Annotated in this window: 16 protein-coding genes; 6 read left to right on the top strand and 10 right to left on the bottom strand. The window is 64.2% G+C overall.

Going from position 1 to position 13,532, the window contains the following annotated elements; translation table 11 throughout:
- Nucleotides 1-30: 30 nt before the first annotated feature.
- The 3 genes from HOV91_RS17480 to HOV91_RS17470 form a co-directional block, all read right to left on the bottom strand.
- On the bottom strand, nucleotides 31-768 hold the full coding sequence (locus tag HOV91_RS17480; protein ID WP_174186465.1) for a hypothetical protein: 738 nt from the start codon (nucleotides 766-768) through the stop codon (nucleotides 31-33).
- Between the two features lie 327 nt (nucleotides 769-1,095).
- A complete protein-coding gene (locus HOV91_RS17475; protein WP_312884667.1) occupies nucleotides 1,096-2,019 on the bottom strand; it encodes a phosphotransferase enzyme family protein in 924 nt (307 codons plus the stop codon).
- A 2-nt stretch (nucleotides 2,020-2,021) separates the two neighbouring features.
- Complete coding sequence (locus HOV91_RS17470; protein ID WP_174186464.1) at nucleotides 2,022-3,485, bottom strand: helix-turn-helix domain-containing protein; 1,464 nt, start codon at nucleotides 3,483-3,485, stop codon at nucleotides 2,022-2,024.
- 344 nt (nucleotides 3,486-3,829) lie between these two features.
- Between HOV91_RS17470 and HOV91_RS17465 the strand changes: the two genes are divergently transcribed.
- From HOV91_RS17465 to HOV91_RS17440, 6 genes are read left to right on the top strand one after another with little or no spacing between them, the layout of a single operon-like run.
- On the top strand, nucleotides 3,830-4,039 hold the full coding sequence (locus HOV91_RS17465; protein ID WP_174186463.1) for a hypothetical protein: 210 nt from the start codon (nucleotides 3,830-3,832) through the stop codon (nucleotides 4,037-4,039).
- A 6-nt stretch (nucleotides 4,040-4,045) separates the two neighbouring features.
- Nucleotides 4,046-4,639 carry a hypothetical protein gene (locus HOV91_RS17460; RefSeq protein WP_174186462.1) on the top strand — a complete coding sequence of 198 codons (594 nt, stop codon included), beginning with the start codon at nucleotides 4,046-4,048 and terminating at the stop codon, nucleotides 4,637-4,639.
- Between the two features lie 6 nt (nucleotides 4,640-4,645).
- Nucleotides 4,646-4,849 (top strand): hypothetical protein, encoded by a 204-nt coding sequence (locus HOV91_RS17455; protein WP_174186461.1) that lies wholly within the window; start codon nucleotides 4,646-4,648, stop codon nucleotides 4,847-4,849.
- 37 nt (nucleotides 4,850-4,886) lie between these two features.
- Nucleotides 4,887-5,465 carry a hypothetical protein gene (locus HOV91_RS17450; RefSeq protein WP_174186460.1) on the top strand — a complete coding sequence of 193 codons (579 nt, stop codon included), beginning with the start codon at nucleotides 4,887-4,889 and terminating at the stop codon, nucleotides 5,463-5,465.
- The gene (locus HOV91_RS17445; protein WP_174186459.1) at nucleotides 5,462-5,665 is read left to right on the top strand and encodes a hypothetical protein; all 204 of its coding nucleotides are present in this window, start codon (nucleotides 5,462-5,464) and stop codon (nucleotides 5,663-5,665) included. Before HOV91_RS17450 ends, HOV91_RS17445 begins: the two co-directional genes overlap by 4 nt.
- A 3-nt stretch (nucleotides 5,666-5,668) precedes the next feature.
- Nucleotides 5,669-5,968 carry a hypothetical protein gene (locus tag HOV91_RS17440; RefSeq protein WP_174186458.1) on the top strand — a complete coding sequence of 100 codons (300 nt, stop codon included), beginning with the start codon at nucleotides 5,669-5,671 and terminating at the stop codon, nucleotides 5,966-5,968.
- 212 nt (nucleotides 5,969-6,180) lie between these two features.
- Here the strand turns inward: HOV91_RS17440 and hisS are convergent, their stop codons facing one another.
- The 7 genes from hisS to HOV91_RS17405 all read right to left on the bottom strand — a co-directional run bounded on the left by hisS (nucleotide 6,181) and on the right by HOV91_RS17405 (nucleotide 13,375).
- Nucleotides 6,181-7,485, bottom strand: a complete 1,305-nt coding sequence (gene hisS, locus HOV91_RS17435; RefSeq protein WP_174186457.1) for a histidine--tRNA ligase — start codon at nucleotides 7,483-7,485, stop codon at nucleotides 6,181-6,183.
- 202 nt (nucleotides 7,486-7,687) lie between these two features.
- The gene (locus tag HOV91_RS17430; protein WP_217440627.1) at nucleotides 7,688-8,569 is read right to left on the bottom strand and encodes a phytanoyl-CoA dioxygenase family protein; all 882 of its coding nucleotides are present in this window, start codon (nucleotides 8,567-8,569) and stop codon (nucleotides 7,688-7,690) included.
- Complete coding sequence (locus HOV91_RS17425; RefSeq protein ID WP_174186455.1) at nucleotides 8,566-9,276, bottom strand: 2OG-Fe(II) oxygenase; 711 nt, start codon at nucleotides 9,274-9,276, stop codon at nucleotides 8,566-8,568. Before HOV91_RS17425 ends, HOV91_RS17430 begins: the two co-directional genes overlap by 4 nt.
- Before the next feature lie 17 nt (nucleotides 9,277-9,293).
- Nucleotides 9,294-10,307, bottom strand: coding sequence for a Gfo/Idh/MocA family protein (locus HOV91_RS17420; RefSeq protein ID WP_174186454.1), 1,014 nt, complete (start codon nucleotides 10,305-10,307; stop codon nucleotides 9,294-9,296).
- Nucleotides 10,304-11,698, bottom strand: coding sequence for a B12-binding domain-containing radical SAM protein (locus HOV91_RS17415; RefSeq protein ID WP_281370902.1), 1,395 nt, complete (start codon nucleotides 11,696-11,698; stop codon nucleotides 10,304-10,306). The genes HOV91_RS17420 and HOV91_RS17415 overlap by 4 nt, the downstream gene beginning before the upstream one ends.
- Nucleotides 11,698-12,861, bottom strand: a complete 1,164-nt coding sequence (locus tag HOV91_RS17410; RefSeq protein ID WP_174186452.1) for a radical SAM/SPASM domain-containing protein — start codon at nucleotides 12,859-12,861, stop codon at nucleotides 11,698-11,700. Before HOV91_RS17410 ends, HOV91_RS17415 begins: the two co-directional genes overlap by 1 nt.
- Nucleotides 12,851-13,375, bottom strand: coding sequence for a PqqD family protein (locus tag HOV91_RS17405; RefSeq protein WP_174186451.1), 525 nt, complete (start codon nucleotides 13,373-13,375; stop codon nucleotides 12,851-12,853). Before HOV91_RS17405 ends, HOV91_RS17410 begins: the two co-directional genes overlap by 11 nt.
- Between the last annotated feature and the right edge of the window lie 157 nt (nucleotides 13,376-13,532).

The raw sequence follows: 13,532 nt of genomic DNA, 5'->3' as shown, positions 1-13,532 counted from the left end.
GGCCCGACGGCTGTTAGAGCTACAATTCTGTCACTCGCACTGGTGAGACCACGACTGACGAGCGCTGTCACCGAAACGGTACAGCTCCTCGGAGCCAATGCTGCGCCCCAGTTCAGCGATAGCGCTGTAGACCAGGTCGGCCGGAATCAATGACTTGCCGACCCGGCACACGTTGCTAAACCCTTCCTGCGGATCCGTCACGGTGATCAGGCAGAGCGTCTGGGCAATTTGCTCCAGCCCCGGCCTTCTCAAGAAGTCAAGCGCAACGTCGACCATCTGAATCGGGACGCCACCGTCCTGGAAAGTCCGGCTAATCCGTTCGCTGCACGTCCCACCCGGCACCGTGCCAGGATCGAACGGCTTGGCCTCTTCCGGCGTGACCGCTGGCCCGCCACCGAGTTCGACGATCACAGCGCGCTCCCGGATGAGACTCGTGCCATCACCGCAGCGCTGCATAACCTCGTAACGGCCACTCGGCAGCCCGTCGAAGCTGACCTGCCAGATGCGCGGAACCAGCTGGACGAGCGGTCGACTCCCAGTGCTCCAGTTGCCCTCCATGTTGCGTGCGTTGGCCCAGCAGCCGTACGGGAAGGCGCCTACGGTTGTTTGAATCGCTCGGATCGTGATATTCCCCGGACCGGTAGAGACGTGCACCTGTCCGCCGAAGTATGGCGACGTTGAGTACGGGTACACCTGATCAGCAGCGGCTACCTGGGCTGCAGCCACACCTAATGCCCCGATCGTGGCGAATCCGGCGACAATCGTCATCGCCTTTCTTATTACACCGGTAATCAAGGATAGTCCTCCTGAATCCCTCATCAAAGGTATCGGCATCTAGACGAGCGCATGCCTGAGTTGCAGTCCGCAACTTCAGTCTTGCCATCCGATTGCCGCCCCGACCATGGATTATCATCCTCTTCGTTCGACTGTTCGTTACGAAATAGCTGAAAGTCTTGCTAGCCGGGCGTTTTTTGCGTGATTTTCCTGCCGACGCGCCAGGCTACGCTGTACAAACAGGAAGGATTTCGGCCTCGGTATGGTTCAAGCCACTCGGAATACTGAGCGATGAGGCAGGCCGATCCGAGGGCGACGTCGTTACGACACCGCCCGCCACAGCACACCCCTGTCGCCGCTACGCAGCGACCGCACTCGTATCTCCAGCTGCTCGCTGGCGGCCGGCTTATGCGGTGCCAGACGGATGTACGACGCAATCGAATGCAGCTCGGCAATGTCCCGAAGCAGTCGCCATCCTGACCAACTGAGGATGTCGTAGCCGTAGGCGCCGAGGAATTCCCGCCGCTCGGCCTCGGGCCGCTGGAAGTGGTCTGGCAATCCCCCGATGAGATCCAGTTCCCTTGGGCCGGTGCAGCATTGGTCCCAGTCGATCAGCACGTAGGCATGTCCGTTCCAAACGACGTTCTCGGTGTGGGCATCGGCATGGACGACGCCGGTGCCGAGTGGAAAGCCGGTCGCGCGGTACGCCCTAACCAGTTCCTCCGCCTGGTTCCGTATCCATTGGCGATCATCAGCTGACAACGCAGGCTTCTGCCGGGTGTCGTCCAGGTCGAGGGCTTCTCCTAACCGATGCAACGGTCGGTATTCCGGTACGGCAAACGGTGCCATCGGCTGGTTATGGAGACGACGTAGCAAGGTCGCGACATCGGTCAACGTCGCCGGGGCGCTCGGGGGGCAGTACGGCCAGAACGTGGCGACGGCACCGGCAGCGACCACTGGCTGGTCACCAGGAAGTGGCTGCAGGCCGATCGGTTCCGTCGACTGCTGGCTCAGCCAACTCGTAACCGCGACCGCAGTGGCGGCCCGCTGCCTGCGCAGATCGGTGTCCGGCGCCAACCGCACGATGACGCCGCGCTCGCCCTCCCCTCGCAGCAGGTAGACGGCATTCGACCGGTGGTGGAGCTGCCGAGCGCCCCGGCTGTTCATGCCGAAAATCCGGCACACCGTCGCCAGCGCGTTGCGGCCGGGCAGCTCGCTGTCTGAGCGGCCCGGGACTGCGCGCACTACTACGCCACCACGGGAATTGCTGCCCGGATGTCGGCACGCAGGTCGGCAACCTCGGTCTGTGCAGCAAATGGGGCCGCGGCTTTGGAAAGATCCTTGAGCCGCGCGTAGCACCGGGTCGATGACACGTTGCCGATCGCCGAAATGGCCTGGTAGCCAGTCTTGATAGCGCTTTCGGTATCACCAGCGCGGAACTGGGCAGCAGCCAGCGGCGGCAGGTTGACCGCCCGGCTGCGGGCATGGGCGTTCTCGTAGCTGCCGACGGCCTGGCCCAGCATGGTGACGGCCTGCGGTGCGTACTCCGGCTGTGATTGCGACAGCAGGTGCATGGCATAGCCCTGCTGCGCCGTGATCTCGGCCTCGGACACGACACCCCGCCAGCACCGGGCCCAGGACGGCACCGGTGCGGAATTGGCGTCGTCGTAGCGCTCTTCGGACTGACCGAGCGCCCGGCGCATCGGTTCGATTTCACCACGGGTGGCGCGGGACCACCCGAGTACGGCGAAGACATACGCCTCAGTGGTGATGGCGGCCGGATGCTTGCGGTTGCCCGCGGTGGCCTGGGCGAGCTGCGCCACCTTGAGTGCTTCGTCCGGCCGACCGAGATGTAGCGACTGGTGCGCCATGTCCAAGAGGACGCTGACGGTGAGATCGGTACTGCGTGGATGGTCCTCGCCCTGATGGGCGGCATCGAGGGCGTAGGTCCACAGCTTGCGGGCCGCGTCGTGATCCTCGACGTCGTAGGCGAGCCAACCCGCCATGCTGGCCAGTTCGGCAGTCGCAATGAGCAAGCGGGGGCGAAGATCGTCGGGGCAGGTTGCACTTCGGAGTGCCCGGACTTGCTGGAGTTGGGTAAGCGCCGCGCTGCGGCACAAACCGCCACCGTGGGCCAGATCCCACCGCCGGAACCCGTCGGTGATGGCCTCGATAGCGTCGATATCGGCCGCCCCGATGTGCGTGCGCGATGACGGCACGGCTTGCCCTGGCAGTTGGTTGCCCAGCCGGGCGAGTTCGGGATGCAGATTGGAGCCGAGTGTGGCTGCTGTCAGGAGTACTAGGAAATCGCGTCGGTCCACCCAACTCACCTCCTTGGTGGCCAGGCTACCGGTGATTCCGGCGGCGAAGCCGAGTAGTTCAGCTGGGATCCCCAGCCTGGTGGCAATGCGTGCCACCACCTTCACATGGCCAATGCCGCGCTCGCCACGCTCCACTGCGGAGACCCGCGATTGGCTCATATCGAGTAGTTCACCCAGCTCCGTTTGGCTGAGCCCGGCCTGCTGGCGAACGGCGAGGAAGATCGCGCCGAAGTCGTAGCTGCCGAGGGCGGAGCGCAGCGTGGGCGATTCGTAGAAATCCTCGGGCAGGCGCCCCACCACCTCGGCGATGGACGCGCACGACGAGCAGTCGCCGATCGGATTCGCCTCTCCGGCATCGCATATGCACCACGCCGGTATCCGCCTGTTCATGGCCGCTCTCGATTCGTCGATTGGTAACAGCCTGCCGTCGTCGGTACGCCCCCGGAATACCCCTGAATGGCCGGTATTTTCGGCCCCTCCGGCGGCAAAGTGCCGTACCGCATTTTGCCAGGTAAACCCACCAAATACGGGCCTGTCAAGCCCCATTGGGGCTACCCCTGCCGGGCCTTGGCCCGTCACCTCCCCCGATCAACGCTTGACCTGCACCCGGTACCGGGACGACGCCGTACCCTCTTGCGCGGCGCACCGGCCGCCAGGAGTGGCAGGCCGGTGGCGAAAGCCCTCGGTGCCGGGTGCATCCCCGATGCTCCGATCACGATCCGAGGTTCCAATCGATGCACTCTCTGGCCATCTATCAGCTCGTCGCTATGTGCGATGAAGCCGCCCACCGGGCGCCTCTCGCACCATTCACCATCGAGCAAGCGCACACGGTGATGCGCTATCACGTTGCCTGCCGGGCGAAGCGCTGCCCGCGCAAGGCCGCCGCGCTCCAGACTCTGGTCGAAGCCGGCCGGGTGGTGCCATCGCAGACGAAGCCGCGGTGATCCGTCATGACCACACTGCCCAGCAGCGGCACGCCAGAGGATCACCCACCCGACACCAGCGACAACGATGTGTCCGAGACGACACCGGAATGGGCGCCGGTCGAGCCACTGCCGTCCAGCGAGATGCTGCTGGCGGCGTTTGCCGGGCTGACCCCGATCACGGCCACGGACATCTTGGATCCCGCGAGCGATCTGGTGATCTGCCAGGAGCGCTACCGGCTGGCGTTCGACGTGTTGGCGAGTGGTGCCGTGGCCAGCGAACGGCTGCAGTCCGTTGCGGCAGCGCTGGTTTCTGCACGGGAGGAAATCGAGCTGCTGGTCACGATCATCGACGACGCGGTGGGCAAGCGGCTGCTGTGCCGCCGCCGGGATGGGACGCACCGCGCGGGCCCGGATGCGAGTGCCCGCCCGGTGCCAGTACATACGGAGTCACTCGGGGACATTGCGTCCCGCATGGCTGCGCTCTGGGAAGTAGTGAGCGCCAACGCCGGGGACCTCGATGACCTGCCAGAAGCCGACCGGCTGATGGAACTGTGTGAAGGCTACGACTATCTGGCCGCTGAGATCGAAACCGGCCGGCGCCTGCCGCCCGGAGTGTGATCCGCCATGCGGCCTCTACACCCGCCCCGGCGCATCCGGCACATCCACATCGAATCTGGCGCACTGATCCTGGACTACCAAGCTAGCGCCGAACAAGCGCAGAACGTCGCCGACCAACTGGCCCAGGGGTTCCCGGAGCTGGTCGTCACGGTTGATGACGACGTCCGGGCTGATCTGCCGCCGCTGCCCTGCGCCGACCTGTGGGACTGAGTCTCGCCATGTACCCAGACCCGAAAGGCACACAACTATGCCCGAAACAGCCCCGGAGCACACCATCTTCCATGGCTCCAACCCGGACAAGCCGCTCGCCTTCACCGTGCCACCCGTAGAAGCCACACCGGGTCAACCGTTACCGGATGCCGGGCCGTTCCTGCGCGTGTGCGCCGGGGTCGAAGAACCAAGCACGGTCATGCTGCGCGTAGCGCGAGAACTGGTCGGCGCTTGGCGGCATGTCCATGATGACCGGCCCAAAGACACGGCCAAGGTCAACGAACAGCTGAACCTCTTCATCTGGTTCATCGACCGTGAAGCGGGTGGGTATCTCAAAGATATTGCGCCCCAGACGGATGCGCCGCTCAGCCCATCGACCTACGGGCAGTGGGTTGCCTGGCTTGTCTGGAAGTACCTGCTCTACGCGCTGCGGCAGAACGACCCGCAGCACGATGAGCGTGACGCCGCTGAACTCTCCTGGTGCATTGAGTCGTTCGATGAGCTGGTGGCTGCGGTACGGGACGGGCGGTTGCGGTTGCCCAAGGAGCAGGTGGATGGGGACGGGGCGGAGTTTCCGCCACGGCGGGTATGGCCGGACGATGGGGGTTCGGTATGAGCAGGCCGGAACCGATGCCGGAGCGAACGTTCGTGCAGGCGGACGGCAAACTGGCCGAGTTCATGTGCCAGGTACACCTGATGGAACTGACGCCTGAACGTGCCCGCGAACTGCGGTATGTCCACCGATTCCACCATCCGGACGAGTGCATCGTGCACCTGGAGGCGGCGCTTCTGCTGCTGATCGAGGATGGCTACTGAGCGATGACGCCTCTCCTCGTCGCCATCCCGTGGACGGGATCCGTCGTCTTCGCCGGAGCGCTCTGCTTCCGACTGGGCTACTGGTGGAAGTCAACGGAGCTGCAGGGGCGGCATGCGGCGGGAAATGTAGCGGTGGCGGATGATCCCTGGGCCGATGAGGAGACGCTCGGCGAGCCGGATTGGGATCAGACATCACCGAGTGCACGACCGCCGGCAAGACCGGTGCGGTGGTGGAGCGACGAGGACGATACTGAGAAGTTGCCGCAGACCGAGCTGGACGACGGGAACGACGAAGAGTTTTGACAGCTGCTTCAACTCACCGTCGTACGGCGTATCCCTATGTTCCGATCGCCGAAGCCGATCGAGAGGACTGGCTCCGCAAAGTCGAAGAACAACGAGACGTCAGAGCCCGAACAATGACGAATAGCGGCAGCGCTGCGGAGCCAGAACTCTGGTATTCCTCTCTCCGGACGACCTTGGTGTGAAAGTCTGCCTTCTTCAGCGAACCCGGCCGATTACCGGGGGTGATCGTTTGAGGTGCGGGTCGATGTCTCCAGTTCACGCTCGTCGCTACGAACGACCACGCCGTCCGCGAGTTGAAGGATCACAAACGATCCAAAGGAGGCCGCTTCCAGTCGCTTCAATTGAGCGCCGAGCTTGCCGCTACGCCGGACAACTTCAACCGTGCGGCTATCGTGCCGCAGCTCGCGCGCTGCCGAGAGTGCCGCGGCGACGGGGACGTCGGGTTCGACGAGGATCGCGAGGGCGTCGTGGCGAGCCTGCTGGCCGAGTAGGTTCACAATGCGTTCGAATCCGATGGAGAAGCCGCAGGCGGGTACGTCTTTGCCGAGGGATCGGCCGATCAGCTGGTCGTAGCGTCCGCCACCAGCGACCGAGCTGGACGACTCGGGGTGGGCTATCTCGTAGATCTGGCCAGTGTAGTAGCCCATGCCACGCACCAGGGTGGGGTCGAATTGCCAAGCGAGCGAACGTTCTTCCGCGAGGAGGTCCAGGCTGGCGGTGGTGGCAGCGAAGTCGTCGAGGGACTGTTGGGGCACGCTTGGCAGCGCGTCGGCCAACACGTCAAGGAGTTTGCCTGTCGGGGTGTCCTGGAGCGCGGCGATCTTGTCCAGTGCTGCGGCCACGGCCTCTGCGGGCATCTCTGTCTTGGCGAGTTCGGCGCGGACGCCGTCCCAGCTGATCTTGTCGAGCTTGTCCAAGGCGATGAAGAACTTGTCCCAGCAGGCTTCGGGCAGGCCGGAGTCTGTGGCGACAGCGGTGAGGAACCGGCGGTCGGACAGCCGCACGGTCACGTTGTCGAGGCCAACGGCGGCCAGGGCGCTGGTGGTGGCTTCGATCAACTCGGCTTCGGCCAGCACCCCGGGTTCGCCGATCATGTCGATGTCGCATTGGTAGAACTGGCGGTAGCGGCCCTTCTGGGGCCGTTCGGCGCGCCAGACGGGGCCGACCTGCAGGGCGCGGAACGGGGTGGGCAGCTGAGCGTGATTGTTGCCGTAGAACCGGGTCAGCGGCACGGTGAGATCGAACCGCAGCCCGAGGTCGACCAGATCGGCGAGGATGCTGCGAGGTTCGACTTCGGGCGGCAGGCCGCGACGCAGGACCTGGTAGATCAGCTTCTCGTTCTCGCCACCCTGGCCACCCTGCAAGCGGGTGATGTCCTCCAGGGCGGGAGTTTCGATGCGCTGATAGCCGTAGCTGCGGTAAACCTCTGTGATAGTCGACAGCACATGGTCCCGCGTGGCGACCTCTGCGGGGAGCAGATCGCGCATTCCGCGGGCAGGGCTGTTGTCGACTTTCACAGGGATCCTTCGCTGCGTCGGTGGGAGTAGCCCGGCTCACCAGAGTGGGGCCGGTGGCAGGTACATGGACATGTTAGTCAGGCTCGGATCATGTCCGGTCCGCGACGTGTTCGGCGGCGGCATCGTGCCCAGGCACGCCCCTCAGCCTGTGACTGCGAGGTTGGCGTGGAGAATCACGGGTGGAACGGTCCGCCAGCCGCAACTAGAGGGTCTCGTAGGCATGGAGGCTTCGTTGTGCCTGAGCGAATTCAGCGCGGGCTTGGTCGGTATCGGACCAGTCGTCGCCGTAGATCAGCTCCAGTTGATCGGGGATCGCGCCGTAGACGTCGCCGGGGCGGCTGCGCGCCCCGAAGTCGCCAAGTAGCCGACGGCGGCGCGGCGTTTGGCGATCGAGGATAGCGACGTCAGGCGTGATCCAGTAGTCGACGGGTCGGCAGAATAGTTGGCCGTAGCGCAGGACCACGCTGATGCGGGTGGTGTCGCTGGTGTTGGCTGCGACGCCATGACCGAGTGAGAGCGGGAACAGCACCACGTCACCGGCATGCGCAAGGATTTGTCTGGGCGCGGCAACCTGTTCGAACGCGATCTTGCCTGGAAAGTTCGTGCGATGGGAGCCAGGAGCGACAGTGAAGTTCCCAGCGTTGGGCCTGGTGAGGTCGGTAAGGAAGAACTGGGCTTTGATCTGTACTTCCTTGACGCTCGGTGCGGCGTGGATGAGCGACGGGCCCTGGTCGGTGTGGAAGGCCACGAGGGGCTCGGGCGCGGGGTATCGGAAGAAGATCTCCGAGCCGAGCACCTGCAAGTACGGGCCGATGAGCCCGAGAATCCGGCCGAACACCCCAGGGTGATCGAGCAGCAGATCCAGTTCTGGGCACCAGCGCAGCGCGTTTGCGATGCTCAGGTCTCGATTGTTGCCGGCGTCGAAGACATCGGCAAAATCGACGGCAGCGTCGCGGCAGTGCAGTTCGAGCAGCGCAGCATGAAGCGTTTGTACTTCGGCAGGAGCTAGCGCGCCGCGGATGTGCAGATAGCCCTGTTCGGCCCATTGCCTGCGTTCGTCGTCGGTCATCAGCTGTTGTGTCATCGCTCGATGCCTCCGTACAGCGTGGTGATCGAGAACCGGGATCCGCGTTGGACGGGACGGACGGCATGCGCTCGTGTGGGTGCTAGCGGGAGCAGCAACGCGGAGTTGAAGCGCGGGGCCAGCTGCCGTGTTTCGGGTCGCAGGGTCCATTTCTTCAGGGGAAAGAACCAGTCCGGATCGTCGTATTCGACGACGTCTTCGACGAGACCGACGACGGTTTCCCCGCCGTCACCCGAATTCCAGTCCGCCGTGAAATTGCACACGACCGAGAGCCGATACTCGGGTGCCGGACAATCATCGTGCGGGTCGACGTAATCGCCAACGTCCATACGGTAAGGCGTCGTGGGCCGCAGCGCCTCAAGAGGTTGTCCGAGCCATCGGCTCAGCTGGTCCAGCCACCACGGGCTGACGAACATTTCGAGGGCGTCGAGAGCATTCATGTCGGGCGCGGCGGTCAGTGCAATGGGACTGTCTGGCATGTCGCCCAGACGTTTTGCGCGGCTTACACGTTTCGTGTCGCCGATTTCGTCGCGCTCGTAGTGGATTCCATGCGCCAGATGGTCGGCAAGGGAGCTGGCGTAGTCGGGGTCGAGCACGTCATCCACACGGATGGCGACAAGTTCGTCGGCGATGACCACCGTGTCCTCGATGAGGCAGCGGCCTGCAGCGACCGGACGCGTCTCCAGTTCGAATTGCGGAATTCGCATTGTCTTTTCTCCTCCGTTCAGCAGGCGCCGTTGAGCCGACCGAGGGCCTTTCCCCGCGGCCGGATCCAATGCGAGGTAGTTCGCTCCGCGTGGTCATAGGCGGCGTTAACGAGCACGCTGATCTGCTCGACGTGACTCAGCCGGGAGCCCATCGGCGGTTGGCCTACAGCGATGCGGTGCAGGTCAGTGACCGGCCGCAGCATGGGTTGGGGCGCGATGACGGTGGGTGTTGGCGCATCGAAAGTACAGCCGTTCTCGTTCAGGAGGGCGACTCCTTGTTCCGCTTCGAGGGCGATCTGCCAGTCTCCGCAGGCAGCTCCCTCCTCCGCGTCGGCGAGCACCAGGCGCACCTCGACGGCCCCGGCACGAAAACAGAGGTCGGCCTCGATATCTGCGCCACGTTCATTGCGGCCGAAGACTGCCGTGATTGTGTCGGGCGTCTTGGCTGGAACGTTGGCGGGTAGGAACATGGCAATGGCATCCAGTGCATGGCTGCCGTTGTCGATCAGTACGCCGTGCCGGGGGCCGGCGGCTGCCCTGTGGGTGGGTGCTGTGTGGGCGAATCTCGTTGCGTACGGGCCTGTCCAGCGTGCCTCAATTCGGCGCAGTGGCCCGATAGCTCCCTGTGCGACCAGCTCGGCGCTCTCGCGGATGTGCGGCTGATAGCGTCGGTTGAACGGGGCGACCGAGCACGGGCGTGCGCTGGATAGACGCCGCAGCCGGGAGAGTTCGCCGGCGGTTGCGGCGACAGGCTTCTCGACCAGGCATGGCAGTGTGGCGGGAAGCCCCTCGAGTACATCGAACACCGCTCGCGGCGGCACCGCCACCACGGCGGCATCGAGCACGCCAGCGCGCACCATCGAATCGACATCGGGAAATGCGGTGCTGCCGAAGTCCTCGGCTAATGCGGTCGCCGAACTGTGGCGAGCGGCGGCTACGCCAGCGAGGTCCATGGCTGAGTCGGTCACGATGTCGAGGGCATGGGAACGCGCTGCGAGTCCGGCACCGATGAGTCCGATTTTGAGGCTCATGCCGGTCTCCTGACGAGCGGAAGGTGTTTCTGCACCTGCTCAGCCGCGTGGTCCCATTGGCTGCGGATCGGTTCCAGGCGTTTGAGATTGGCGATATCGCGAAAGTCCGGGGAGCAGAACTCGTCGTAGCAGCGGCTGACCCAGTCGCGAATGTCCGTGGCGGACATGGCGTCGTTGTGGCAGACGGGCATGTCGAGCCAACTGGTTGTTTCGTACCAGTACTTGTCGGGAATCGTGATGCCGTACCGTTCGGGATTGGCGTACACGTCCGTGCCGGGGCGGGGCTCCATGACGTTGAACGTGGCGACCGTGGGGTTCACGAGCCGGATGAAATCCATAGTGGCCGCCAGAGTTTCGGGGCTGTCCCCTGGCGCGCCGACAATGAATGACGCGTGCAACTCCAGCCCCGCCGCCATGATCCGCCCAGCCGTCTTGTACAGCCGCGCGGGCGAGGTTCCCTTTTTCACCAGTCGCAGCGTCTGTTCCTGAACGGACTCGAATCCGACGAACACCCGATATGCGCCCGCCTCGATCATCGCGTCGAGCACTTGCGGGCGCGCATCCTGTGCCCGCATGTTGCTGGTCCACGGGATCGTCAGGCCACGCCGCGTGATCTCCTCGCAGATCGCAACTGCTCGGCGTGGGTCGCCGGAGAAGGTGTCGTCACCGAAGAAGATCGAGGAGAACCCCATATCGGCGACGGTTTCCATCTCGTCTGCGACGTGCGTCGGGCTGTTCCACCGGGCCGCGCGGCCAGCGATCGTCGTCGAGCAGAAGGTGCAGCGACTTGGGCATCCTCGTGCGGTCATGACGACGGTCTCGTAGTCGTAGTCGAGGTAGTTGCGCATGTCGAAGATGCTGCGGTCGGGTCGTCCGTATCGGTCGAGATCCATCTCTGGAGGCGCGGGCGCCGTCGTCTGGAGGCCGGGTCCGTCTCGGAAGACCAGGCCCGGCACCTTCGCCAGCGCCGAGGTGCCGCCGCCGGAACCAAGAGCGTCGGCGAGGTCGACGATGCTGTCCTCGGCGTCGAACAGCAGCACGAAGTCGACGCAGTCGTGGCGGGTGAGGCATTCGGTGCCGATGAACGAGACATGCGGGCCACCGAACACAATCGGGGTTGTCGGCCGCCAGCTGCGGACGGTTCGCGCGATCTCGAGCGCGTGGTAGTAACTCTGGGCGACGGAGGTGACGCCGACCAGGTCCGGGCAGATGTCGTCGAGCCTTGCAATCAGCGCATCGACGTTGTTGCCCTCGAACGGCAGGTCCACGTGCACCACTTCGTGTCCAGCACGGCGCAGTGAGCGCGCCATGTAGGCGTAGCCGAGAGGCGGATGCAGCAGCAACGTATGCGGGTCGTGTGTGTAGTGCGGATTGACGAACAGAATCTTCATCATTCGGCTCCTACGCGTAGCCGAGGCAGACCCACGAAAACCCCCGGCGCCCTTTGCGGGGCAGTCGCAGGGATGGTCTGCTGCGCGGTGTCAAGTCCGTGAGGGCCGAGATCGACGAATCGTTGTGCGCCGCAACGCTCGTCGTACTTGCCGTTGTAATGGAACGCCTTGCAGCCGCCCATGCATGGCCCGAGCGCCGAGCAGGAGCCGCACGGTCCGGCCGGCGGTTCCCGACGATCGGAGTAACGGTCGACCAGCCTTCGCCAGATGTCGGCGAACGGCTCGTCGCGAACGTTGCCGACGGCTTCTTCGATGAAGTTGCAGCCGGACACGTTGCCCACCGGGTCGATCGACACCATGCTGGTCCCTACATTGCACAGATTCGATCCGATGAACAACTCGCGGGCAGCCTGGTCGATCAGCCGGTCGTCGATCAGCGTCAACATGAACGGGTCGTGGGTGTAGATGTCCAGCACGCCTTGGTGATCCAGGATCAGCTGATACAACCGCTTGCACACATCCTGATAGTGGGGCCATAGGGCACGGTCGAAGATGTTGTGCAGGTTGTATCGGTTCTGCATGAAACTGATTGCGTCGACTCCGATGTCCAGGGCGAAGTTGACGATACGGTCGACTTGCTCGTAGTTGTGAGAGTCGATGGTGGTCGAAAACCCGACCGTCGCCATGCCTTCCTGCTTGAGCATCCGCAGAGCCCGGACGGCGACGTCGAACGCCCCGGCCTTACCGCGGACCCCATCGTGCACGGCGGGCTCCGTGCTGTCGATCGACACCATCGCGCGGCTGATCCCTGCTCCGATGAGCTTCTGCGCGTCCTCGGGCTGGCGGACGTAGAAGCCGTTGAGCATCAAGGTCTGGTAGAAATCCAGGTCTCGGAAGACCGCTGCCGCCTCGTGGAAATCCCGACGGATCATGTTCTCGCCGTGCGAGTACACCAGGCTTGCCGCGCCCTCGCTGTGCAGTTGTTGTGCTAACCGGTCGATCTCGTCGAGGGTGAACTCGTCTCGGTTGCGCCGGTACAGGGCGTAGCAGTGGCTGCATTTCAGGTTGCATCGATAGGTCAGACCCAGCTGGACCAGGATCGGCAGCGGATGCTCGGGAAGCTGGAAGTCGTCAGGCCTGACGAGAACGGCCTCATGCTGCATCGTCGCCCCGCTTGAGCAGCCCCGCAGTGGTGAAATCGTCGATGAAAGCGGTGACATCGGCGGCGATCTCTTTTGGCGCCGCGTCGAATTCGAGGGTTAGCGCTTCGACGATTTCGCTGAATCCGAGGGGGCCGTCCGCCAGCAGACCGACGACGGCCGACGCGGATTCGTTCAGTTCGTACATCACGCCCTTGGCTCTGTCGAACAGCATTGTCAAGCCAGCGCTTGTCTTTCGCGCCACGGCGTGGGTGTGAAGAGAGATCTTGGTGCTTTCGAGTTTTGCGGACATGGCGGCCTCGCCTTCGAGCAGGAACGGCTTGTCTTTTCTGAGTCGGTGCCCGCCTTCGACGACTCGGGCGGGCACCGACAGTCCGACCGGATCAGCAATGAGTCCGGACGTTGCGGGCGCGCCACTGCGGACGACGCCAGGGTCGCTTGACCTTGGCCATGGAGATCCTCCTTCCCCGCTGTTCAACTCGTTGTGACCGCTCGCCACAACGACTTCCAGGATCACCACTTCCCCTGTCCGGCGCTGACCGAATCAGGGCTGTCAGCCCGGACAAACATGCTTGTCCGCACGACACCGGCCCCGGGCTCCGATCTCGGTAGACACCCCGGAGGCCGCTGAACGAGGCAAACGAGTAGCGGACACGCCGTCGCGATTGCGACAA

It is taken from the genome of Nocardia barduliensis, from assembly GCF_013315795.1.
Classification (GTDB): domain Bacteria; phylum Actinomycetota; class Actinomycetes; order Mycobacteriales; family Mycobacteriaceae; genus Nocardia; species Nocardia barduliensis.
Note: the sequence above shows the minus strand (reverse complement) of the source record. Positions and strands in the feature narration are given on the sequence as shown.